The 21802-nt window shown below is 65.2% G+C and carries 20 protein-coding genes and 1 pseudogene; 8 read left to right on the plus strand and 13 right to left on the minus strand.

What is annotated here, in order from left to right; genetic code table 11:
* Positions 1 to 32: 32 nt before the first annotated feature.
* Positions 33 to 695: a CDP-alcohol phosphatidyltransferase family protein gene (locus tag H7A87_RS10920; protein WP_180497015.1), complete on the minus strand. Its 663-nt coding sequence runs from the start codon at positions 693 to 695 to the stop codon at positions 33 to 35.
* A gap of 82 nt (positions 696 to 777) precedes the next feature.
* Between H7A87_RS10920 and H7A87_RS10925 the strand changes: the two genes are divergently transcribed.
* Positions 778 to 1539 carry a 3-hydroxybutyrate dehydrogenase gene (locus H7A87_RS10925; protein ID WP_119128868.1) on the plus strand — a complete coding sequence of 254 codons (762 nt, stop codon included), beginning with the start codon at positions 778 to 780 and terminating at the stop codon, positions 1537 to 1539.
* Between the two features lie 322 nt (positions 1540 to 1861).
* Here the strand turns inward: H7A87_RS10925 and H7A87_RS10930 are convergent, their stop codons facing one another.
* The 3 genes from H7A87_RS10930 to H7A87_RS10940 form a co-directional block, all read right to left on the minus strand.
* Positions 1862 to 2350, minus strand: coding sequence for an 8-oxo-dGTP diphosphatase (locus H7A87_RS10930; RefSeq protein ID WP_104582543.1), 489 nt, complete (start codon positions 2348 to 2350; stop codon positions 1862 to 1864).
* A 64-nt stretch (positions 2351 to 2414) separates the two neighbouring features.
* A complete protein-coding gene (locus H7A87_RS10935; protein ID WP_119128716.1) occupies positions 2415 to 2924 on the minus strand; it encodes a DUF1249 domain-containing protein in 510 nt (169 codons plus the stop codon).
* Positions 2925 to 3123: 199 nt separating this feature from the next.
* Entirely contained in the window at positions 3124 to 3945 is an 822-nt protein-coding gene (locus H7A87_RS10940) for a pyruvate, water dikinase regulatory protein (RefSeq protein WP_024939184.1), read from the minus strand.
* A 142-nt stretch (positions 3946 to 4087) separates the two neighbouring features.
* Here H7A87_RS10940 and ppsA point away from each other — a divergent pair, with 142 nt between their 5' ends.
* Together ppsA and H7A87_RS10950 are read left to right on the plus strand one after the other, a co-directional pair.
* Complete coding sequence (gene ppsA / locus H7A87_RS10945) at positions 4088 to 6466, plus strand: phosphoenolpyruvate synthase (protein ID WP_119128715.1); 2379 nt, start codon at positions 4088 to 4090, stop codon at positions 6464 to 6466.
* Complete coding sequence (locus tag H7A87_RS10950) at positions 6466 to 7428, plus strand: mechanosensitive ion channel family protein (RefSeq protein ID WP_119128714.1); 963 nt, start codon at positions 6466 to 6468, stop codon at positions 7426 to 7428. Before ppsA ends, H7A87_RS10950 begins: the two co-directional genes overlap by 1 nt.
* Before the next feature lie 191 nt (positions 7429 to 7619).
* Here the strand turns inward: H7A87_RS10950 and orn are convergent, their stop codons facing one another.
* The 3 genes from orn to mntR all read right to left on the minus strand — a co-directional run bounded on the left by orn (position 7620) and on the right by mntR (position 9254).
* The gene (gene orn / locus H7A87_RS10955; RefSeq protein ID WP_104582713.1) at positions 7620 to 8204 is read right to left on the minus strand and encodes an oligoribonuclease; all 585 of its coding nucleotides are present in this window, start codon (positions 8202 to 8204) and stop codon (positions 7620 to 7622) included.
* 70 nt (positions 8205 to 8274) lie between these two features.
* On the minus strand, positions 8275 to 8784 hold the full coding sequence (gene tadA, locus H7A87_RS10960; RefSeq protein ID WP_119128713.1) for a tRNA adenosine(34) deaminase TadA: 510 nt from the start codon (positions 8782 to 8784) through the stop codon (positions 8275 to 8277).
* 2 nt (positions 8785 to 8786) lie between these two features.
* Entirely contained in the window at positions 8787 to 9254 is a 468-nt protein-coding gene (gene mntR / locus H7A87_RS10965) for a manganese-binding transcriptional regulator MntR (protein WP_024939187.1), read from the minus strand.
* Between the two features lie 143 nt (positions 9255 to 9397).
* On the opposite strand from mntR, the gene H7A87_RS10970 reads away from it, so the two are divergent.
* The 4 genes from H7A87_RS10970 (at position 9398) to H7A87_RS10985 (ending at position 13956) form a co-directional block, all read left to right on the plus strand.
* Entirely contained in the window at positions 9398 to 10744 is a 1347-nt protein-coding gene (locus H7A87_RS10970; protein WP_119128712.1) for an Nramp family divalent metal transporter, read from the plus strand.
* Positions 10745 to 10970: 226 nt separating this feature from the next.
* Positions 10971 to 11795, plus strand: a complete 825-nt coding sequence (locus H7A87_RS10975; RefSeq protein WP_119128711.1) for an alpha/beta hydrolase — start codon at positions 10971 to 10973, stop codon at positions 11793 to 11795.
* A 347-nt stretch (positions 11796 to 12142) separates the two neighbouring features.
* Entirely contained in the window at positions 12143 to 13270 is a 1128-nt protein-coding gene (locus H7A87_RS10980) for a Cache 3/Cache 2 fusion domain-containing protein (RefSeq protein ID WP_104582536.1), read from the plus strand.
* A 44-nt stretch (positions 13271 to 13314) separates the two neighbouring features.
* Positions 13315 to 13956 carry a hypothetical protein gene (locus tag H7A87_RS10985; protein ID WP_115676937.1) on the plus strand — a complete coding sequence of 214 codons (642 nt, stop codon included), beginning with the start codon at positions 13315 to 13317 and terminating at the stop codon, positions 13954 to 13956.
* A gap of 168 nt (positions 13957 to 14124) precedes the next feature.
* Here the strand turns inward: H7A87_RS10985 and guaA are convergent, their stop codons facing one another.
* From guaA to folD, 3 genes are all read right to left on the minus strand, one after another.
* Positions 14125 to 15690 carry a glutamine-hydrolyzing GMP synthase gene (gene guaA / locus H7A87_RS10990; protein WP_119128710.1) on the minus strand — a complete coding sequence of 522 codons (1566 nt, stop codon included), beginning with the start codon at positions 15688 to 15690 and terminating at the stop codon, positions 14125 to 14127.
* 131 nt (positions 15691 to 15821) lie between these two features.
* A complete protein-coding gene (gene guaB / locus H7A87_RS10995) occupies positions 15822 to 17279 on the minus strand; it encodes an IMP dehydrogenase (RefSeq protein ID WP_016903541.1) in 1458 nt (485 codons plus the stop codon).
* 92 nt (positions 17280 to 17371) lie between these two features.
* A complete protein-coding gene (folD, locus tag H7A87_RS11000) occupies positions 17372 to 18256 on the minus strand; it encodes a bifunctional methylenetetrahydrofolate dehydrogenase/methenyltetrahydrofolate cyclohydrolase FolD (RefSeq protein ID WP_104582533.1) in 885 nt (294 codons plus the stop codon).
* Positions 18257 to 18305: 49 nt separating this feature from the next.
* Here folD and H7A87_RS11005 point away from each other — a divergent pair, with 49 nt between their 5' ends.
* Positions 18306 to 18626 carry a DUF1244 domain-containing protein gene (locus H7A87_RS11005; protein WP_104582532.1) on the plus strand — a complete coding sequence of 107 codons (321 nt, stop codon included), beginning with the start codon at positions 18306 to 18308 and terminating at the stop codon, positions 18624 to 18626.
* An 81-nt stretch (positions 18627 to 18707) separates the two neighbouring features.
* Here H7A87_RS11005 and H7A87_RS20840 read toward each other — a convergent pair.
* From H7A87_RS20840 to H7A87_RS11015, 3 genes and pseudogenes are all read right to left on the minus strand, one after another.
* A pseudogene (locus H7A87_RS20840) lies at positions 18708 to 18887 on the minus strand (hypothetical protein); the annotation flags it as partial.
* A 104-nt stretch (positions 18888 to 18991) separates the two neighbouring features.
* The gene (galU, locus tag H7A87_RS11010; RefSeq protein WP_016903544.1) at positions 18992 to 19885 is read right to left on the minus strand and encodes a UTP--glucose-1-phosphate uridylyltransferase GalU; all 894 of its coding nucleotides are present in this window, start codon (positions 19883 to 19885) and stop codon (positions 18992 to 18994) included.
* Positions 19885 to 21792: a nucleoside-diphosphate sugar epimerase/dehydratase gene (locus H7A87_RS11015; protein ID WP_164739802.1), complete on the minus strand. Its 1908-nt coding sequence runs from the start codon at positions 21790 to 21792 to the stop codon at positions 19885 to 19887. The genes galU and H7A87_RS11015 overlap by 1 nt, the downstream gene beginning before the upstream one ends.
* Positions 21793 to 21802 lie beyond the last annotated feature (10 nt).

Raw genomic sequence — 21802 nt, forward strand, 5'->3', positions numbered from 1 at the left:
GCCATCCTACCGCGTGCGCCCGGCTGTACCGGTCAGGGTTTGGGGATCCGCAACGTCTTGCTGATCATCAGCGAGCCGGACACCGCAAACAGCAGCACCAACGGGTGGAACTGCCACGGCCCGAGCTGCCACTGGCCCCACCACAAGGTCTGGCCGATATGGCCACTGCTGGCGGCCACCGCCAGCAGGATCACAAGCAGCAGGCTGGTGGGAATCGGGGTGCCTTCGAAGTACGGCACCTTGTCGGCCTCGCCGGCGATCTCTTCGGCGGTGACGTTGTAGCGCGCAAGCCGGCTCACGCCGCAGCAGACGAAATAGCTCAGCACCAGCCAATCCCAGCCGCCGCGCATGCCGCAGGCATAGCCCAGTGCCGCCGGCGCCACCCCGAACGAGATCACGTCGGCCAGTGAATCCAGCTCGCGGCCCAGGGTCGAGGACGCCTTGCGCCAGCGCGCCACGTGCCCGTCCAGCGCATCGAACACGAACGCCAGCGGGATCAGCGCCATGCCCAGCAGCAGGTCGCCGCGATGGCCTTCCTGCAGGAAGCGCATCGACGCAAACACCGCGCCGGTGCCGCAGAAGGCGTTGGCCAGGGTGAACCAGTCCGCCAGTTGGAAATCGCGCAGCATCGAGAAATGGCGTTTCATGCGGAACCTGAGAAGTGCAAGGCGCAAAGGGTAACGCGCGCACGCCATGCAGGCGACCGTTTCGCGCCATGGGCTAGTCTGGCGGTCGACGCGGCCGGTCCGGCCGGGCACGATCAACGACGAGGACAGCATGAAGCGCAGCATCCTGATCACCGGCGCAGGCAGCGGCATCGGCGCCGGTATCGCCACCGAGCTGGCTGCCGGCGGCCACCACCTGATCGTCAGCGACATGGACCTGGCGGCGGCCGAACGCACGGCGCAGGGCCTGCGCGCGACCGGTGGCTCGGCCGAAGCGCTGGCGCTGGACGTCACCGACGAGCACAGCATCGCGCAGGCATTGGCAAGCGCGACGCGTGCGCCACAGGTATTGGTCAACAACGCCGGGCTGCAGCAGGTGTCGGCGCTGGAGGACTTCCCGATGCAGCGCTGGGCCTTGCTGGTGGATGTGATGCTGACCGGCGCCGCCCGGCTCGGCCGCGCGGTCCTGCCCGGCATGCGTGCGGCCGGCTACGGGCGCATCGTCAATATCGGCAGCATCCACTCGCTGGTCGCGAGTCCTTACAAGAGTGCGTATGTCGCCGCCAAGCACGGCCTGGTCGGCCTGGCCAAGGTCATCGCCCTGGAGACCGCCGACTGCGACATCACCGTCAACACGCTGTGCCCGAGCTACGTGCGCACCCCGCTGGTGGAGCGCCAGATCGCCGACCAGGCGCGCACGCGCGGCATCGCCGAAGAGGCGGTGATCCGCGATGTGATGCTCAAGCCGATGCCCAAGGGCGCCTTCATCGACTACGACGAACTCGCCGGCACGGTCGCGTTCCTGATGTCGCATGCCGCGCGCAACATCACCGGGCAGGCGATCGCCATCGATGGCGGCTGGACCGCGCAGTAAGCACGGCTGGCGAAATTTTCACCAGCCGACGTGGCGGCCTTACGCCGCAAGGCGCGCGCGCAGTTGTCCACAGACTTGCGCAGGATCCATCCACAGCGGGTGTGGAGAAATGCGTGGAGACGAATGCGACCGGCATGTGGCCACAGCGTGCAACGCCCGCTTGCGCTTGCGCTCGCCAACCTTGTCCTGCGTGCATTGCCGTCACTGACCGAACTACACGGTCTAGGGAAGACAAGAAACAGTGCGCAGGCGCAAGAAGACACCGGCGGCCATCCGGCTGCGGCCGCGCTCGCCTGACGACTGCACCTGACCGGATCGCCACTCAGACGCGCGAGTACGTCCACGACTGCATGCGTCCGTCGCGATACGGCATCACGCCATGAAACGGGCGCGGGTCGCCATCGAAGACCAGCGGCAGGAAATTGCGGTCGCCCTCCCACATCGGCACCTGGTCCATGCGGTCGATCGCCACCCATTCCAGCGTGCCTTCCGGGTTGGAGGCCTGAGGCTCGCCTTCGAAGCTGTGGATCAGGAACACGAAGCCCAGCCAGTCCTCGCCATGCTTGCCGAAGCCCGGCCAGCTGATGGTGCCGCGCAGTTGCATGTCGCCGCACTCCACACCGGCCTCTTCGCGAATTTCGCGGCGCATGCCGGCCAGCACGTCTTCATCCGGCTCCACCTTGCCGCCGAGCCCGTTGTACTTGCCCAGGTGCTGATCGCCGGGGCGGGCATTGCGATGGATCATCAGGACCTGGGTGCCGTCCGGCGACAACAGGTAACCGAGCGTGGCGACGATGGGCGTATAGGGCATGGCGGGCGATCTGACATCGAGCGCATCAGTATGACCGATGCCGCCCAAGCGGCGTGGCGCAGACTCAGCCGGCCGCGGCCTGCGCACCAGGGCGCGGTGGCGCCACGTACTCGGCATCCAGGCGCAAGGTAGCCACGCCATGGCCGCGCTCGGCCAGATAATCCAGCCACTTGCCCAGGAAGGTGTTCATGCGCATGCGGTGGCTGATCAGCTCGGCCGGCGGCGGGAACAGGCCCATCACGTCCTGCCAGCGACGGCCGACATAGCAATGGGTGGTCTCGGCCTGGCGGGCATCGCGGTATAGCCGCACATAGGCCGACGGGTCCGGCTCGCCGGTCACCGGGTCGCACAGGTCGTAGGTCAGCCGCAGCTCGACCGTGTAGCGGTGGCATTCGAGCACGTCCAGACGCAGATCCAGGCCATCGCCGATCGAGGACACGTAGGAGCCAGGAGCGAGGTCGGCCGGTGCGAACAACCGGGTCAGGTGCTGGAAGTTTTCTGCGTACAAGCCCATCAGCCAGCCGAACCGGCTCAACTTGGGGATGCGTTCGAGTTTACTCAGTGCTTGCGCCATGAACCGATCCTACACGCTGCGCTGCCGCACGGGCAGCATTGACGACCGGCCACCGGCAGGCCTACCTTGGCGGAGCACTGCCCCGTCCGCTGTGTTTCCTTGACGCTTGCCAACAGACCGTAATACGTCGCGGCAGGACCGGGTTGTGAAGATGCAACGCGCCTTCCCCATCCCCAATCCCGCCACACCCATCCCCGCCTCAAAACATCTCGCGTTGCAGCCCTAGCGTGGACAACACCTTGCTGGAAATCTCCTCGATCGAGGTATTGGTGGTGCTCAAGGTCGGAATGCGCTCCATCTGGAACATGCGCTCGGCGGTGGCCACCTCGCGCCGGCAGGTCTCTGCCGCGCTGTAGCGTGAATTGGCACGCCGCTCCTGGCGGATTTGCTGCAACCGCTCCGGGTCGATGGTCAGGCCGAACAGCTTGCTGCGGTAGTTGCGCAGGCGAGGCGGCAGGCGCTCGTTTTCCAGGTCTTCCTCGGTCAACGGATAGTTGGCGGCGCGGATGCCGTAATGCAATGCCAGGTAGATGCAGGTCGGCGTCTTGCCGGCGCGCGACACCGCCACCAGGATCACGTCGGCCTCGTCGTAATTGAGTGCGATGCCGTCATCGTGGCTCAGCGCAAAGTTCATCGCGTTGATGCGGCGGTGATAGGTCTCAAAATCCACCATGCCGTGCGCACGCCCCACCCGCGAATGCCGCGGCGCATTGAGCTCGCGCTCCAGCGGTTCGATGAAGGGCGCGAACACGTCCAGCATCAGGGCGCCGCTTTCGGCCAGGATCATGCTCAGTTGGGGGTCGACGCAGGAATTGACCACCACCGGGCGCACCTGGTACCGCTCGCCTGCCGCGCGCACGCGCAACGCCGCATCGCGCGCTTTTTCTGCATCATCAATGAACGACATGCGGTCGGTGACGAAGTTGAATCCGCTGAACTGCGTGAGCAGGCTATGCCCAATCGTTTCAGCGGTGATACCGGTTCCATCGGAGACGTAGAACACCGGCCGAATTGTTGACATCAAGACCACCTCTTTGAACTGGTGTCCAAAACTTACGGGTTCATGCTTGTGCAGATTCCGCTGTGCACTGCATCATAGCGGCTTCTTCCTACGGACGCGGCCATCCAGCCCGCTCGGGCGATGGCCATACGGAGCATCGCGCTTGAACGAGAATATCCTGTGGTTGCATGAGCTACGCCTGGCCGACCTGGCCCGCGTAGGTGGTAAGAATTCCTCGCTCGGCGAGATGATCGGCAACCTGGCCGGGCTTGGCGTTTCGGTTCCCGGTGGATATGCGACCACTGCCGAAGCTTTCAAGGACTTCATCGCGCATAACGATCTGTCCAAGCGCATCTTCGACAAGCTTGCAACGCTGGACGTCGAAGATGTTGGTGCCCTCACCATCGCCGGCAAGGAAATCCGCGGCTGGGTGATCGATGCGCCGCTGCAACCGGAACTGGACCGCGACATCCGCACCGCCTACGCACAGCTGTGCGCGGAAAACGGCGGTGGCGAGGTGGCCGTGGCGGTGCGTTCGTCGGCCACCGCCGAAGATCTGCCCGATGCCTCGTTCGCCGGTCAGCAGGAAACCTTCCTCAATGTCACCGGCGCCGACGATGTCGTGCACAAGGTCAAGGAAGTGTTCGCCAGCCTCTACAACGATCGCGCGATCGCCTATCGCGTGCATCATGGTTTCAAGCACGAAGACGTGTTCCTATCGGCCGGCGTGCAGTTGATGGTGCGCTCGGGCGTCGGTGCGGCCGGCGTGCTGTTCACCCTGGACACCGAATCGGGCTTCCGCGATGTGGTGTTCGTCACCTCCAGCTTCGGCCTGGGCGAGATGGTCGTGCAGGGCGCGGTCAACCCGGACGAGTTCTATGTCTACAAGCCCACGCTGACTGCGGGCAAGCCGGCAATCCTGCGCCGCTCGCTCGGCAGCAAGGCGATCCGCATGGTCTATTCGGACGTGCCCGGCGAGCGCGTGCGTACCGAAGATACGCCGGTGGAACTGCGCAGCACCTTCTCGATCAGCGACGAAGACGTGCAGGAGCTCTCCAAGCAGGCGCTGGTGATCGAAAAGCATTACGGCCGCCCGATGGACATCGAGTGGGCCAAGGACGGTGTCAGCGGCAAGCTGTTCATCGTGCAGGCGCGCCCGGAAACCGTGAAGTCGCGCAGCCATGCCACCCAGATCGAGCGTTTCTCGCTGGAAGCCAAGGACGCCAAGGTCCTGGTCGAGGGCCGTGCGGTGGGCGCCAAGATCGGCAGCGGCGTGGCCCGCGTGGTGCGTTCGCTGGACGACATGAATCGCGTGCAGGCCGGCGATGTGTTGATCGCCGACATGACCGATCCCGATTGGGAGCCGGTGATGAAGCGGGCCTCGGCCATCGTCACCAACCGCGGCGGCCGCACCTGCCACGCGGCGATCATCGCGCGCGAACTCGGCGTGCCGGCCGTGGTCGGCTCGGGCAACGCCACCGACGTGATCAGCGACGGTCAGGAAGTGACGGTGAGCTGCGCCGAAGGCGATACCGGCTTCATCTACGACGGCCTGCTGCCGTTCGAGCGCACCACCACCGACCTGGGCAACATGCCGCCTGCCCCGCTCAAGATCATGATGAACGTGGCCAACCCCGAGCGCGCGTTCGACTTCGGCCAGCTGCCCAACGCCGGCATCGGCCTGGCACGCCTGGAAATGATCATTGCCGCGCATATAGGCATCCATCCCAACGCGCTGCTGGAGTACGACAAGCAGGACGCCGACGTCCGCAAGAAGATCGACGCCAAGACTGCCGGCTACGGCGATCCGGTGAGCTTCTACGTCAACCGCCTGGCCGAGGGCATCGCGACGCTGACCGCCTCGGTGGCGCCGAACACGGTGATCGTGCGCCTGTCGGACTTCAAGTCCAACGAGTACGCCAACCTGATCGGCGGCACGCGCTACGAGCCGCATGAAGAGAACCCGATGATCGGCTTCCGTGGCGCCAGCCGCTACGTCGACCCGTCCTTCACCAAGGCCTTCTCGCTGGAGTGCAAGGCGGTGCTGAAGGTGCGCAACAAGATGGGCCTGGACAACCTCTGGGTGATGATCCCGTTCGTGCGTACGCTGGAAGAAGGCCGCAAGGTGATCGAGGTGCTGGAGCAGAACGGGCTCAAGCAGGGCGAGAACGGCCTGAAGATCATCATGATGTGCGAGCTGCCGTCCAACGCACTGTTGGCCGATGAATTCCTGGAGATCTTCGACGGTTTCTCGATCGGCTCCAACGACCTGACCCAGCTGACCCTGGGCCTGGACCGCGATTCGTCGATCGTGGCGCATCTGTTCGACGAGCGGAATCCGGCGGTCAAGAAGCTGCTGTCGATGGCGATCAAGTCAGCGCGCGCCAAGGGCAAGTACGTGGGCATCTGCGGCCAGGGGCCGTCGGATCACCCGGAGCTGGCCGAGTGGCTGATGCAGGAAGGCATCGAGTCGGTGTCGCTGAATCCTGACACCGTGGTCGATACCTGGCTGCGACTGGCCAAGCTGAAGAGCGAGAGCTGATGGGTATGCTGGGTGCAGTGGCGGCGGCGGCTGGAGCCGTCGCCGCAAGGCCGGTGGCGGCCAAGGCGGCGGAGCCGGCGTTCAACTGGGCAAACATCCCGTGGGCGCAGTACGTGCTCAACTGGGGACTGGCCCTGCTGATCGTGGTGGTCGGCATGTGGCTGGCCAAGCAACTCAGCCAGTGGCTGCACCGTGCGCTGACCCGCGCGCGCGTAGAGATCACGCTGACCAACTTCCTGCGCAATGTGTTGTATGCGTTGCTGCTGGTGCTGGTCTTCGTCACTGCGTTGAGCAAGATCGGTGTACCGCCGACCTCGCTGATCGCAGTGCTGGGTGCAGCCGGCCTGGCGGTTGGTCTGGCGTTGAAGGATTCGCTGTCCAATATCGCTGCAGGCGTGATGCTGATCGTGCTGCGCCCGATGCGCGATGGCGACCACGTGGTGATTGCCGGCCAGGAGGGCATCGTCGACGAGATCAGGATCTTCCAGACGCGGATCCGTTCGTTCGACGAGCGCATGATTACCCTGCCCAACAGCACGATCACCACCTCGCCGATCGTCAACTACAGCACCCTGCCCAACCGGCGCCTGGAAGTGACGGTGGGCGTGGGCTACGGCGACGATCTGAAAAAAGCCCAGCAGCTGTTGCTGCAGATTGCCAAGGACAACCCGAACCTCCTGGAGTCGCCGGCACCGTTCGTGCAGGTCACGAATCTTGGCGAAAGCACGGTGGACCTGATGTTGTTCGCCTATGCGACCAATGGCAATTTCGGCGCCGCCAAGAGCACCACGCTGGAACAGATCCGCAACCAGCTGCTGGAGAACGGGCTCAATATCCCGTATCCGCAGCGCGACCTGCACGTGTACCACCACGATGCCGACGGCAAGCCGATCTCCGACCTGTTGCTGAAGGGCATCGCCGACGATGGCGACCTGAGCAAGGGACCGTCGCTGGCACGCTGACGCGCTGGATGGCGTGATGGAAAAGCAAAAGGCCGCATCGAAGGATGCGGCCTTTTTGCTGGATGCGCTGGCACCGTGTGCGTCTGGCTACGCGGTCAGCGGCGAACCCTGCGCGCTGCTCGGCGCACGCAGGTCGCAACTGGACACCGTCAACACGCCACGCCCACCGCGTGCAACACCGCAGCTAGCGCTCAGCCCTGCGCCTTTGCCTGGGAATCGCCACCCAACGCGCCCATGAACTGGCGGTAGTGACGCAGCTCGTCGATCGAATCGCGCACATCGCTCAAGGCGGTGTGGGCCGAGCTCTTGGCAACCCCATTGGCCACCGTCGGCGCCCACCGCCGTGCCAGTTCCTTGATGGTGGACACGTCCAGGTTGCGGTAATGGAAGTAGCGCTCCAGGCGCGACATCTGGCGGTGCAGGAAGCGGCGATCCTGGCAGATCGAGTTGCCGCACATCGGCGAGGCGCCGGCGCGGATCCACTCGCTCAGGAAGGCCACCGTCTGCGCTTCAGCCTGGGCATGGGTGACCTGGCTGTCGAGCACACGCTGCCACAGGCCCGAACGGCGGTGCTGGTTGCGGTTCCATTCGTCCATGGCTTCCAGCGTTGCCAGCGGATGGGCGATGGCCAGTTCCGGCCCTTCGGCAAGCACGTTCAACTGCGCATCGGTCACGATGGTGGCGATCTCGATGATGGAATCGCGATCGGTATCCAGGCCGGTCATTTCCAGATCGATCCAGATCAGTCGGTCGTTGCCTGCAAGGGTGTCTGCCATGTCGCCGTCCTGTGGAGGGCCGTCGCCGGCCAGATGCTGAAGGGCGCGCATCATACCGCGGCCGCGCCGCTCAGGGCGCGAGGGGCGGCTTGCCACGCTTGGCCCTGAAGTAATTGGTCAGCCGCAGCCCCGCCTCGGCGGCCAGGACGCCACCACTGACCTGCACGCGGTGGTTGTGGCGCGGGTCGGCGGGCAGGTCGAACACGCTGCCGCAGGCGCCGGTCTTGGGGTCGCTGGCAGCGAATACCACCCGGGCGATACGCGCATGGATCATCGCCATTGCGCACATCGCGCACGGCTCCAGCGTGACGTACAGCGTGCAGCCGATCAGCCGATGGTTGGCCAGGCGGCGGCCGCCTTCGCGCATGGCCATGATCTCGGCATGCGCGCTGGGATCGTGGCTGGCGATATTGAAGTTCCAGCCTTCGCCCAGCACGTTGCCCTGCGCATCGATCAGCAGCGCGCCGACCGGGATCTCGTCAAAGTCGCGTTCGGCACGCTCGGCCAGCTGCAGGGCGCGTTGCATCCACTGTCGGTCGATAAGCGCCTGCGCCGCGTCGACCGACGTCTCCACCCGCATGCTCACGCGGCGCTGCCGCCCTGGCGATCCAGGAAGGCGGCGAACGCGGCCACGGTGGCTTCGCTGACATGGTGCTCGATGCCTTCGGCATCGCGCCGCGCGGTGGCCTCGTCGATGCCCAGCGCGAGCAGGAAGCGTTCGACGATCTGATGGCGCTGCCGGCTGGACGCCGCCAGCGCCTCGCCGGCCGGGGTCAGGAACACACCACGATACGGGCGCTGCACCACCCAGCCGTCGCGCACCAGCCGCTTGAGCATCTTGGCCACGGTCGGCTGGGCCACGCCCAGGCGCGCGGCGATATCGACCTGACGCGCCTCACCGCCGTCGACCAGCAGATCGGAGATCAGCTCCACGTAGTCCTCGACCAGCTCGGCGCGGCGCGCCTCGCGCACCTGACGGAAGCTCTCCATGTGCACCTGCGCGTCGATCAGCGCCGGCGCGGCTGCTTCCAGCTTTTCGCTCTTGCCCACCCTCATCCCCGTCATCACGTCCGGCGCCAGTGCCGGGATGCGTAGTTTGAAGCACGCAGCCGATCATTACGATTTAAATTGCCAATGCTCAACAGCATAGCAGTTGCTATATCATCCATATGACCCTAGCCAGCCTGCCCCGCATGTCCGCCGATCTCCGTCCCAACGCAGCCCTGCCCCTCCCCTCGCCGGCAGCGGCCAATGGCGGGCTGGGCGACCACCACGCCAGCGTCGCCGTACCCAAAGGAGGCCACTGGTGGTTCCGGCTGCTGGCGTTTCTGGGCCCGGGCTACATGGTGTCGGTCGGGTACATGGACCCGGGCAACTGGGCCACCGACCTGGCCGGTGGCTCGCAGTTCGGCTATCTGCTGCTGTCGGTGATCCTGTTGTCCAACCTGATGGCGATCGTGCTGCAGAGCCTGTCGGCACGGCTGGGCATCGCCACCGGGCTGGATCTGGCGCAGGCCTGCCGGGCGCGTTATCCGCGCGGGGTGAACCTGGCACTGTGGGGCATCTGCGAACTGGCGATCATCGCCTGCGACCTGGCCGAGGTGATCGGCACCGCCATCGCGTTGAAGCTGTTGTTCGGCATTCCGCTGACCGTGGGCGCCATCATCACCGCGGTGGACGTGGTGCTGGTGCTGCTGCTGATGAATCGCGGTTTCCGCGCGCTGGAAGCGTTCGTGATCGCGCTGCTGTTGATCATCTTCGTGTGCTTCGGCATCCAGATCGCGCTGGCGGCACCACCGATCGCAGCCGTGCTGGGCGGCTTCATTCCGCGTGCGCGAGTGGTCACCGACCCGCATGCGCTGTATCTGGCGATCGGCATCATCGGTGCGACGGTGATGCCGCATAACCTGTACCTGCATTCGTCGATCGTGCAGACGCGTGCGTACCCGCGTACCGATGTGGGCCGCAAGTCGGCGCTGCGCTGGGCGGTGACCGACAGCACCGTGGCGTTGATGTTCGCGCTGTTCATCAATGCCTCGATCCTGATCCTGGCGGCGGCGGTGTTTCATGCGCAGGGCCGTACCGATGTGCAGGAGATCGAACAGGCCCATGCCCTGCTCGCACCGATGCTCGGCGTGGGCCTGGCCTCGACGCTGTTTGCCGTCGCGCTGCTGGCTTCCGGCGTCAATTCCACCGTCACTGCCACGCTGGCCGGGCAGATCGTGATGGAAGGCTTCCTGCAATTGCGCTTGCCGCCGTGGCTGCGCCGTCTGCTGACGCGTGGCATCGCCATCGTGCCGGTGGTGATCGTGACCTGGCTGTATGGCGAGGCCGGCACCGCGCGGCTATTGGTGCTGAGCCAGGTGGTGTTGTCGATGCAGCTGCCGTTTGCGGTGATCCCGCTGGTGCGCTTCGTGTCCGACCGTGCGTTGATGGGCGCGCTGGTGGCACCGCCCTGGCTGGTGCGCATCGCCTGGGTCATTGCGACGGTGATCGTCGGCCTGAACCTGAAACTGCTCTGGGATACCGCGCTGCAGTGATCCATCCTAGCGACCCGCCGCGGTGATCCGCCCGTGCGGTCGAGGCTGATGCGCTGGCGGCGCCTCGCAGATACCGAATGCACAACAGCCGACGCCGGACGCCGCAGCTTTCTCATCTCCGGCACGGCCACCGTGGCAGCGTTGCCGCTGCCGGGCTTGGCCAGTGCTGCCCCGGCGTGACGCACTCACCCCACCGCCCCAACCGACCAACAACGGAGTCAAGCCGATGTCCAATTTCGTCACCCGCCCCGACGGCGCCACCATTTTTTACAAGGACTGGGGCAAGGGCCAGCCGGTCGTGTTCTCGCACGGCTGGCCGCTCAGCGCCGATGCCTGGGATGCGCAGATGCTGTTCATGGGCCAACAGGGCTTCCGCGTGATCGCGCATGACCGCCGCAGTCATGGCCGTTCGTCGCAGACCTGGGACGGCAACGACATGGACACCTACGCCGACGACCTCGCGGCGGTGATCGAAACGCTGGATCTGCAAGACGCGATCCTGGTCGGCCATTCCACCGGCGGCGGCGAAGTGGCGCATTACGTCGGCCGCCATGGCAGCAAGCGCGTGGCCAGGGTGGTGCTGGTCGGCGCGGTGCCACCGCAAATGGTCAAGAGCCCGACCAATCCCGGCGGCCTGCCGATGAGCGTGTTCGACGGCATCCGCGACGGCGTGGCCAAGGACCGCTCGCAGTTCTATCAGGACCTGACCACGCCGTTCTTCGGCGCCAACCGCGATGGCCACAAGGTCACCCAGGGCATGCGCGACGCGTTCTGGATGCAGGGCATGCTGGGCGGCCACAAGGGCCAGTACGACTGCATCCAGCAGTTCTCCGAAGTGGACTACACCCCGGACCTGGAGAAGATCGACGTGCCCGCACTGGTGGTGCATGGCGACGACGACCAGATCGTGCCGATCGACGCATCCGGCAAGCTGTCGGCCAAGATCATCAAGAACGCCGAACTGAAGATCTACGCCGGCGCTCCGCATGGCCTCACCGTGACCCACGCCGATCAGTTCAACCAGGATCTGCTCGCGTTTGCAAACGCCTGACCTGGTTCGATTCGGGTTACTGAGCCGACTCGCGAGAGTCGGCTTTTTCGTGCGCTCCTGCTTCGCATCGCCCGTTCGAAGTGCGCAAGATCCACTACGCCGTTTTTTTCCCTGCTCACGCCCATTCCGCCGCGACCTGCAACAAGGTCGAGCCTGCTTGAACGCCCGGCCACATGCCACACCTGCCGCGCTGCCAAATCGATCGCCTTGAGCTATCGTATGCACCGCCAGCGGCGTGGGGGCCGCTTCAGCATCGTGTACAACCGCCGATAACGGCTAGGCCCGACCGCTGCCGGGGGGCTGCGGCGCACTCGATCCAATCACTAAACGCGTTCAGGGGAATTGCGATGCTTCGTCACTCTTTGCGGGTGCGCCTGCTGTTGCCGGTGCTGGCCTTGGTGCTGGTCGTGGTGGCGGCACTGACGGTCATTCTGGCCATTACCGAAGCGAACCGGGTCAGGTTCGAGGCCGGCGACGCGATCGAGCGCCAGTCGGTGTCCCTGCAGACCTTGTTCTCGGTCACCCGCGCGATGATGCTGGACCGCGTCAACTCCTCCATGCGCCAGCTGCGCAAGGAAGCCAACGCACACGGCGCTGCAAGCATCGGCAACGAAGTGCGCGTGGGCGAGCGCAATGCCAACGACCTGCTGCTGGGCCAGAAGGCGCAGGCCAACGACTTCGACATGCTCGACGATGTCACCGCCATCCACGAAGGCACCGCCACGCTGTTCTCGCGTACCGGCGATGACTTCGTGCGCATCTCCACCAACGTCAAGAAGGACGACGGCAGCCGCGCCATCGGCACCGTGCTCGATCCCAACGGCCAGGCCGCCGCCAAGCTGCGCAACGGCGAAAGCTTCTACGGCGTGGTCGACATCCTCGGCAACCCGTACGTCACCGGCTACGAGCCGATCTTTGCCGGCAACGACAAGCGCGTAATTGGTGCCTGGTACGTTGGCTACAAGGCCGACACGCAGGCGCTGGAAAACGTGGTCAGCAGCCGTCGCGTGCTCGACTCCGGCTTCATCGCCGTGTTCGACAGCAAGAACACGCTGCGCTTCCAGTCCACCACCGGTGCCACCACCGACACCGCCACCATCGAACGGATCGTCAAGGACACGCCGGACGACTGGGTCGTGACCAAGCAGGAAGTGCCGGACTGGGGCTTCACCCTGGTCTCGGCCTACCCCAAGAGCGACGTCAATGACGTGATCGTGCGCCAGTCGCTGTGGATCGCCGGCATCGGCCTGCTGGTCTGCGCCTTGCTGCTCGGCCTGCAATGGGCGTTGATCTGGAGCCGCGTGCTGCGCCCGATCCAGCACCTGACCACCGTGGCCGAAGAGCTGAGCCTGGGCAAGTGGAACCACACCATCGACGAGGTCAACCTCAAGGATGAAATTGGTACCCTGGCGCGCGCCATTTCCCGCCTGTCCAACAGCGTGCGGCTGGCGATGGAACGGCTCAGCAAACGCTGAGCCCCGCGCACCCACTTCGTACCAGATGATGCAAGGAAGACGCCATGTCCACTGAATTCCGTCCGCTGATCGACGTGCTGCGCGAGCTCAAGGCGCTGGCACTGAAGAAGGCGTCCGGCTTTCTGTTCGTCGTCACCGAGGAGAACCACTCCTGCATCGTCCGCCTCAACGCCGGGCAGATCGAAGAAGTGGTGTTCCGCATGTTGCGCAATGACGAGGCGGTACAGCGCCTTACCATGGTCAACGCGGCCAAGGCCCGCTTCCAGGCCGACCCCGGTGCCGGCATGGGCAAGCCGTCGCTGCTGAGCGACGACGCGCGGCAGTGGTTGATGGGCGGTTTCGAACAGGATCTGGGTGGTGCGCCGACACCGCCGCGCGCACCGGTTGCATCGGCGCCGGCACCGGTCGCTGCAACGCAGGTCGCCGCAACGCAGGTCGCCGCACCGAGCGCAACATCTGCATCCGCGGGAGCGGGCTTGGCACCCGACGAGCGGGTGCGCGATGCGCTGGAAAAGGTCGCGCTGAATTATCTTGGCCCGATCGCCGGCATGCTCTGCGACGAAGCCTGGGACGCATCGAGCGACATCGAGCAGGTGCTCAACCAGCTGGGCGCCAACCTCTCCACGCCGCAGGAAACGCAGAAGTTCATGGCCGATGCCCGTGTGGCGCTGGCCAAGGTGCGCTGAAGAAGATCGGCGGCGGCGCGGCGCAGCACAATCGACGTCGACATCTTCAAGCGCTACGCACTGCTTTCCAGTACGGCGCGCAACTGGCGATGTACCACTGAACGCAAACCTGTCGGCTAACTGCACGCCCTGACGAAAAGGCGCCTCACGGCGCCTTTGTCGTTCAACTCATTCCCACTCGATCGTCGCCGGCGGCTTGCCGGAGATGTCGTAGACAACGCGCGAGACGCCGCGCAGTTCGTTGATGATGCGGTTGCTGACCGTGCCAAGGAAGTCGTACGGCAGGTGCGCCCAATGCGCGGTCATGAAGTCGATGGTTTCCACAGCGCGCAGCGCGATCACCCATTCGTAGGCGCGTGCATCGCCGACCACACCCACCGACTTGACCGGCAGGAACACCGCAAATGCCTGGCTGGTCTTGTCATACAGATCGGCCTTGCGCAGTTCATCGATGAAGATCGCATCGGCCTTGGCCAGCAGTTCGGCGTATTCGCGCTTCACTTCGCCCAGGATGCGCACGCCCAGGCCCGGGCCCGGGAACGGATGGCGATACACCATCGTACGCGGCAGGCCGAGTTCGACACCGAGGCGGCGCACTTCGTCCTTGAACAGCTCGCGCAGCGGTTCGACCAGGCCCAGCTTCATGTGCTCGGGCAGGCCACCGACGTTGTGGTGGCTCTTGATCACGTGCGCCTTGCCGGTCTTGCTGCCGGCCGACTCGATCACATCCGGATAGATCGTGCCCTGCGCCAGCCACTTGGCATTGGCCAGCTTGTTGGACTCTTCGTCGAAGATCTCCACGAACAGGTTGCCGATGATCTTGCGTTTGGCTTCCGGGTCGCTGACGCCTTCCAGCTTGGCGAAGTAGCGGTCAGCCGCGTTGACGCGGACCACCTTCACACCCATGTGCTCGGCGAACATCGCCATCACCTGGTCGCCTTCCTGCCAGCGCAGCAGGCCGGTATCGACGAACACGCAGGTCAGCTTGTCGCCGATCGCCTCGTGCAACAGCGCGGCCACCACCGATGAATCCACGCCGCCGGACAGGCCGAGAATCACTTCGTCATCGCCCACCTGCTCGCGCACGCGCGCGATCTGGTCGTCGATGATGTTGGCCGCCGTCCACAGCGTCTGGCAGCCGCAGACATCGACCACGAAGCGGCGCAGCAAGGTCTGGCCCTGCAGCGTGTGCGTCACTTCCGGGTGGAACTGCACGCCGTACCAGCGCTTGTCCTCGTTGGACATCGCCGCCACCGGAATGCGGTCGGTCACTGCGGTAACGGTGAAGCCCGGCGGCACCTGCGAGACATGGTCACCGTGGCTCATCCATACGTTCAAACGCGACGCGCCGGCATGGTCGGTCAGGCCGGCGAACAAGGCATCGGCCGCTACCACATCGACTTCGGCATGGCCGAATTCGCGCTGATCGGCGGCCTCGGTGGCACCGCCCAGCTGCGCCGCCAGCGTCTGCATGCCGTAGCAGATGCCGAACACCGGCAGGCCGCTGTCGAACACTTCCTGCGGCGCGACCGGCGCACCCGGCAAGGTGGTCGACTCGGGACCACCGGACAGGATGATGCCCTTGGCACCGAAGCCGGCAATCTCCGACGGGTCGTGATCCCATGCCCAGATCTCGCAATACACCCCGATCTCGCGGATGCGCCGCGCAATCAGCTGGGTGTACTGCGCGCCGAAATCGAGGATGAGGATCTTGTCGCTATGGATGTTGGTCATTGAGAGCCGGAATTGGGAATTCGGGATTGGGGATTTGCAACAGCGGAATGGCAGCGGTGCACCCTGCCGAAGGAGATGCGGCGGGCTATTACGAATCCCCAATCCCGAATCCCCAATCCCGCGGATGGGCATCAGCCCATCCGGTAATTCGGCGGTTCCTTGGTGATCTGCACGTCGTGGACATGGCTCTCGCGCTGGCCGGCACCGGTGATGGTGACGAACTTCGGCTTGGTGCGCATTTCCTCGATGGTCGCGCAACCCACGTAGCCCATCGTGGCGCGCAGGCCGCCGATCAACTGATGGACGATGCCGCCGACCGGGCCGCGATACGGCACGCGCCCTTCGATGCCTTCCGGCACCAGCTTGTCGGCATCGCTGGAATCCTGGAAATAGCGGTCCTTGGACCCCTTCTCCATCGCGCCCAGGCTGCCCATGCCGCGGTAGCTCTTGTAGCTGCGGCCCTGGAACAGTTCGACCTCGCCGGGGGCCTCCTCGGTGCCGGCGAACAGGCCGCCGACCATCACCGTGGAGGCGCCGGCGACCAGTGCCTTGCCGATGTCGCCGGAATAGCGGATGCCGCCATCGGCGATCAACGGAATGCGGTCCTGCAGCGCCTCGGCGACCATGTCCACCGCGGTGATCTGCGGCACGCCGACACCGGCGACCACGCGCGTGGTGCAGATCGAGCCCGGACCCACGCCGACCTTGACCGCGTCGGCACCGGCGTCCATCAGCGCCAGCGCGGCATCGCCGGTGACGATGTTGCCGCCGATCACCTGCAGCTGCGGATACGCCTTCTTGACCCAGGCCACGCGATCGATCACGCCCTGCGAATGACCGTGCGCGGTATCGACGATCACCACGTCCACGCCCGCCGCAGCCAGCAGTTCGATGCGCTGCTCGGTATCGCCGCCCACGCCGACCGCCGCGCCGACCAGCAGGCGCGTGGACCCGTCCTTGGCGGCGTTGGGGTTGTCGGTCTTCTTCTGGATGTCCTTGACCGTGATCAGGCCGCGCAGCTCGAAGCTGTCGTTGACCACCAGGATCTTTTCGATGCGGTTGCGGTGCAGCAGCTCCAGCACTTCCTCGTCACTGGCGCCTTCGCGCACGGTGATCAGGCGATCCTTCTTGGTCATGATGTGGCGGACCGGATCGTCGAGCTTCTTCTCGAAGCGCATGTCGCGGCTGGTGACGATGCCGACCAGTTCGCTGCCATCCACCACCGGCACGCCGGAGATGTTGCGCGCGCGGGTCAGCTTGAGCACCTCGCCGATGGTCGTGTCCGGGCTCACCGTGAACGGCTCGGTGATCACGCCGGATTCGAACTTCTTGACCCGGGCGACTTCGCCGGCCTGCTGCGCAGGAGTCAGGTTCTTGTGGATGATGCCGATGCCGCCCAGCTGGGCCATGGCCACCGCCAGGCGGTGTTCGGTCACTGTGTCCATCGCGGCCGAGAGAATCGGCAGTTTCAGGCGCAGATCGCGCGTCAGCCGGGTTTCCAGGCTGACGTCCTTGGGCAGGACGATCGAATGGGCGGGGACGAGGGAAACGTCGTCGTAGGTGAGAGCTTCAGCCTGGATGCGGAGCATCGGCGGACCCGAGTTTGGGGAAGCGCGGCATTTTACCCTGAAAGCCTTCACGAAGACACAACGCGACTGCAATGCAGCGTTACGCGCGCGCCTCAGCCAGCCGCGTCGGCCGCTTCCAGCGTGTTCTGCATCAAGGTGGCAACTGTCATCGGCCCCACCCCGCCCGGCACCGGCGTGATCCAGGCCGCACGTTGCACGGCCGCCTCGAACCCCACATCGCCGACCAGGCGGCCATCATCCAATCGATTGATGCCGACATCGATCACCACCGCGCCCGGCTTGACCCATTCGCCCGGAATCAGGCCCGGTCGCCCCACCGCCACCACCAGGATATCGGCATTGCGCACGCTGGCTTCCAGCACTGCGGGCGGGGTGAACTTGTGGCAGCTGGTGACCGTGCAACCGGCGATCAGCAGTTCCAGCCCCATCGGCCGGCCGACGTGATTGCTCACGCCCACGATGGTCGCATTGCGGCCGCGCACCGGCTGATCTGTGTGCGCCAGCAAGGTCACGATGCCGCGCGGCGTGCACGGACGCAGGCCGAATTCGCGTAGCGCCAGATGCCCGACATTCTGCGGATGGAACCCATCGACGTCCTTGCGCGGATCGATACGCTGGATCAGGCGGTTGGCATCGGGGATGCCGGGCAACGGCAGCTGGATCAGGATGCCGTGAATCTTGGGGTCGGCATTGAGCTGGTCGATCAGCCGCGCCAGCTCGGCCTCGCTGGTGCCTTGCGGCAAGTCGTAGTCGAAGGCCTCGATACCGACCTTTTCCGCCGCACGCCGCTTGTTGCGCACATATACCGACGAGGCCGGATCGCCACCGACCAGTACCACCGCCAGCCCGGGGCGTGTCCTGCCGGCGGCCAGACGCGCATCCACGCGCAGCTTCAACCCGTCGAGCAGTTCCTCGGCGATGCGGCGACCATCGAGAAGGCGGGCCGGAGCAGAGGCAGCTGGCGCGGAAACGGTCATGGGGCGTCAGGTGTAGAGTCGAAGGCCGTCTATTGTCCCCGATTCCGCCATGACCGACACCACCTCGACACCCGATTCCACCACCACATCCATCGAAGCGGCCGCATTTCGCCGTCTGTTGCAGCATCTCAACCAGCAGCGCCCGGATGTGCAGAACATCGACCTGATGATCCTGGCCGGCTTCTGCCGCAACTGCCTGGGTGACTGGTACCGCGAAGCCGCCGAAGCGCAGGGCCAGCCAATGAGCAAGGAGCAGGCGCGCGAAGCGGTGTACGGCATGCCGTTTGCCGACTGGAAGCAGCGGCATCAGAAAGACGCCACGCCCGAACAGCTGGACGCCTTCGCGGCCGCTCAACGCCGGCACGGCTGAGTCAATCGGTCTGTCCCCCAGGCCGGCACCTCGGCGCCGGTCGCTCAATTCCCCGAGGCGTTCTCGACCGGCTACGACAACTGCATCGCGACGCCGGATCTCGCGGGCAATGGCGGCGGCCTCGTCCACGCCCAGCTCGACCAGCGCCGCCTGCCGGGACGCCAGCGCCGACGCGAAGGTTTCGCGACCCTGGCAATCCATCCCGGCGGCGACCAACTGCACTGCGTGCTCACGGCCGCAGGCGCGCACCAGCACGTTGGCCCGCCGTGTCGATCACCAACGGCACGGCGTTCTGGCCAGCAAGGGCCCAAACGACGAACGACGCCAGATGGCGTCGTTCGTGGATGCAGGCGATGGCCAGGCAATCAGCCGCGCGCGTCGGCCTCGGCCAATGCGGTGCGCAGGATTTCCTTGGCCGGCCCGCCATGCTTCTCGTGCTCGAGCGCGAAATGCACGGTGGCTTCGATCAGGCCGATATGCGCACCGCAATCGAAACGGCGGCCTTCGAAGCGGTAGGCATCGACGGTTTCCTGCTGCAGCAGCCCGGCAATCGCATCGGTCAACTGGATTTCGCCGCCAGCGCCGGCGCCGGTCTCTTCGAGCAGCTCGAAGATCTTCGGGTTGAGCACATAGCGGCCGACCACGGCCAGATTGCTCGGTGCCACTTCCGGCTTGGGCTTTTCGACGATGGCGTTGATGCGGCCCTTGCGGCCATCGAACGCATCGGTGGCCACGATGCCGTAGCTGGCGGTCTTGTCGTGCGGCACATCCTCGACGGCAATGACGCTGCCACCGGAGGCCTCGGCCACATCGGCCATCTGGGTCAGTGCACCGGCGCCGCGGTTCCAGATCAGGTCGTCCGGCAGCAACACCGCGAACGGCTCATCGCCGACGACGGCCTTGGCACACAGCACGGCATGGCCCAGGCCAAGGGCTTCGGCCTGCGTCACGAAAATGGCGCGCACGCCTTCCGGCAGGGCATGCCGCACCAGCTCCAGCTGCTCGAGCTTGCCGGCACGCTCGAGCTTCTGCTCCAGCTCGTAGGCCTTGTCGAAGTAGTCGGCGATGGAGTGCTTGTAGCGATTGGTCACGAAGATCAGCGTGTCGCAACCAGCCTGGATGGCTTCGTCGACGGCGTACTGGATCAGCGGTTTGTCGATGATTGGCAGCATTTCCTTCGGAACCGTTTTAGTTGCCGGAAGAAAGCGGGTCCCAAGACCTGCGACGGGGAATACGGCCTTGCGAATACGCTTGCTCATTAAAGTCTTCTGACCTCACGTGCGGGGAATGGAACGACCGTATCAGATCGCGCGTCGACTTTCCGTCGAGCCGCCGCAAAATCCGGCATCAGGCTGCCCAGCACAGTCTCCATCGCCTTGATGTCATAGCGGTTAACCGCCTCACGCAGGCGTGTCACCAGCTGCAACACCTGCTCGTGCGAGAACTCGCGCACGCCGGCCTCCAGAATCTTGGGATGCGCGGTGGGGCGATAGTCTTCGTCGGAATAGAACAGGGTTTCGTGCAGCTTCTCGCCTGGACGCAAGCCGGTATAGAGGATCGCCACGTCCTTGCCGGGCTGCTTGCCGGCGAGACGGATCATCTGCTCGGCGAGCAGGCGAATCGGCACCGGCTCGCCCATGTCCAGTGTATAGATCGCCCCATGCGAGGCAGAGGCGGCGGCCTGCACCACGAGCTGGCAGGCTTCCGGAATGGTCATGAAGTAACGTGTCACATCCGGGTGCGTCACCGTGACCGGGCCGCCCTGGCGGATCTGTTCGCGGAACAACGGCACCACGCTGCCAGCCGAATCCAGCACGTTGCCGAAGCGCACGGTGATGAAGCGCGTCGGCGCATCGCGCGCGTCAAGACTCTGGCAGATCATCTCGGCGTAGCGCTTGCTCGCGCCCAGCACGTTGACCGGCTCGACCGCCTTATCGGTGGAGATGAAGACGAAGGTCTCGATGCGTGCACGCTGGCAGGCGCGCGCCACGTTTTCGGTGGCCAGCACGTTGTTGCGTACCGCCTCGCGCAGTTGCTCTTCCAGCAACGGCACCTGCTTGTAGGCGGCGGCATGGAACACCGCATCCGGCGGTGCGGTGTTCAAGGCATGCGCGACCACCGCCGGGTCGCCGCAGTCGCCCAGCACGCGCACCACTTCGATATCGGGGAACAAGCGGCGCAGGTCCGAATCGACGGTCAGCAATGCCAGCTCGTCGATCTCCAGCAGCACGATGCGGCGTGCGCCATGACGGGCGCACTGGCGGCAGACTTCCGAACCGATCGAGCCACCCGCGCCGGTCACCATCACCGTCTTGTTGGTCAACCAGTCGCGTATCAGGCGCCAGTCCGGGGTGACCGGCTTGCGATTGAGCAGGTCCTCGATCGCGACCTCCTTCAACTCGCCAGGCAACGAGCGCCCTTCCAGCACGTTGATCAACTTGGGCACCATGCGGAACGGCAGCCCGGTGCTTTCGCAGATGGCCACCACGCGCTGCATGCCGGAGGCATCCAGCGACGGAATCGCAATGACCAGCAGCTTGGCAGCCGTCTCCTTGGCGATGGCTGCCGCCTGATCCAGGCTGCCCAGCACGTTGAGACCCTGGATCTTGGCGCCATGCAGGTTGTTGGCATCGTCCAGATACCCGACCGGCACAAATGCACCGGTGCGGCGCAGGTCGCGGACAAGACCCTCGGCAGCGCGACCTGCGCCCAGGATCAATACGCGCTGCGCGGCGTCGCCGGAGTGTGCAATCTGATAATCCTTCCAGGCGCGATACAGCAACCGTGGCGTGCCCAGCAGTGCCGACAGGGCGAACGGGTAGACGACCAGCACCGACAGCGGCACCCCGTCCAGGCGGTCATAGGACAGCGCCAGCACGATCGCGACCAGGCCGAGGAAGCTCGACTTGAAGATGTTCCACAGGTCCGGCACCGACGCGAACCGCCACAGCCCGCGATACAGGCCCATCTTCCAGAACACCAGGCCTTGCGCGACCAGGACGACACCTGTGCGCCAATCCCATAGCGGCAGATCGGGGGCGTCGCGCAGCATCGAGTAGCGGCCGGCGTGCAGCAGCTGCCAGCACACCCACACCATCAACAGGTCGTGCAGCACCACCGCTGCTTGCGGCAGGGCCTTGGTCAAACGATCACGCCAGGAAATCATAAGAGTCCAT

This window comes from Xanthomonas sp. CPBF 426, assembly GCF_903989465.1.
In the GTDB taxonomy this organism is placed as follows: domain Bacteria; phylum Pseudomonadota; class Gammaproteobacteria; order Xanthomonadales; family Xanthomonadaceae; genus Xanthomonas; species Xanthomonas euroxanthea.

Bases quoted from the DNA above. Each gene is read 5' to 3' on its own strand.
- H7A87_RS11015 (WP_164739802.1), bottom strand. From the start codon at position 21,792: ATGATTTCCTGGCGTGATCGTTTGACCAAGGCCCTGCCGCAAGCAGCG.
- tadA (WP_119128713.1), bottom strand. From the start codon at position 8,784: ATGCGGGTGGAGACGTCGGTCGACGCGGCGCAGGCGCTTATCGACCGA.
- H7A87_RS10980 (WP_104582536.1), top strand. From the start codon at position 12,143: ATGCTTCGTCACTCTTTGCGGGTGCGCCTGCTGTTGCCGGTGCTGGCC.
- H7A87_RS10950 (WP_119128714.1), top strand. From the start codon at position 6,466: ATGGGTATGCTGGGTGCAGTGGCGGCGGCGGCTGGAGCCGTCGCCGCA.
- orn (WP_104582713.1), bottom strand. From the start codon at position 8,204: ATGGCAGACACCCTTGCAGGCAACGACCGACTGATCTGGATCGATCTG.
- guaA (WP_119128710.1), bottom strand. From the start codon at position 15,690: ATGACCAACATCCATAGCGACAAGATCCTCATCCTCGATTTCGGCGCG.
- H7A87_RS10985 (WP_115676937.1), top strand. From the start codon at position 13,315: ATGTCCACTGAATTCCGTCCGCTGATCGACGTGCTGCGCGAGCTCAAG.
- galU (WP_016903544.1), bottom strand. From the start codon at position 19,885: ATGAGCAAGCGTATTCGCAAGGCCGTATTCCCCGTCGCAGGTCTTGGG.
- H7A87_RS10970 (WP_119128712.1), top strand. From the start codon at position 9,398: ATGTCCGCCGATCTCCGTCCCAACGCAGCCCTGCCCCTCCCCTCGCCG.
- folD (WP_104582533.1), bottom strand. From the start codon at position 18,256: ATGACCGTTTCCGCGCCAGCTGCCTCTGCTCCGGCCCGCCTTCTCGAT.
- H7A87_RS10935 (WP_119128716.1), bottom strand. From the start codon at position 2,924: ATGGCGCAAGCACTGAGTAAACTCGAACGCATCCCCAAGTTGAGCCGG.
- H7A87_RS11005 (WP_104582532.1), top strand. From the start codon at position 18,306: ATGACCGACACCACCTCGACACCCGATTCCACCACCACATCCATCGAA.
- H7A87_RS10925 (WP_119128868.1), top strand. From the start codon at position 778: ATGAAGCGCAGCATCCTGATCACCGGCGCAGGCAGCGGCATCGGCGCC.
- guaB (WP_016903541.1), bottom strand. From the start codon at position 17,279: ATGCTCCGCATCCAGGCTGAAGCTCTCACCTACGACGACGTTTCCCTC.
- H7A87_RS10930 (WP_104582543.1), bottom strand. From the start codon at position 2,350: ATGCCCTATACGCCCATCGTCGCCACGCTCGGTTACCTGTTGTCGCCG.
- H7A87_RS10940 (WP_024939184.1), bottom strand. From the start codon at position 3,945: ATGTCAACAATTCGGCCGGTGTTCTACGTCTCCGATGGAACCGGTATC.
- H7A87_RS10975 (WP_119128711.1), top strand. From the start codon at position 10,971: ATGTCCAATTTCGTCACCCGCCCCGACGGCGCCACCATTTTTTACAAG.
- H7A87_RS10920 (WP_180497015.1), bottom strand. From the start codon at position 695: ATGGCGTGCGCGCGTTACCCTTTGCGCCTTGCACTTCTCAGGTTCCGC.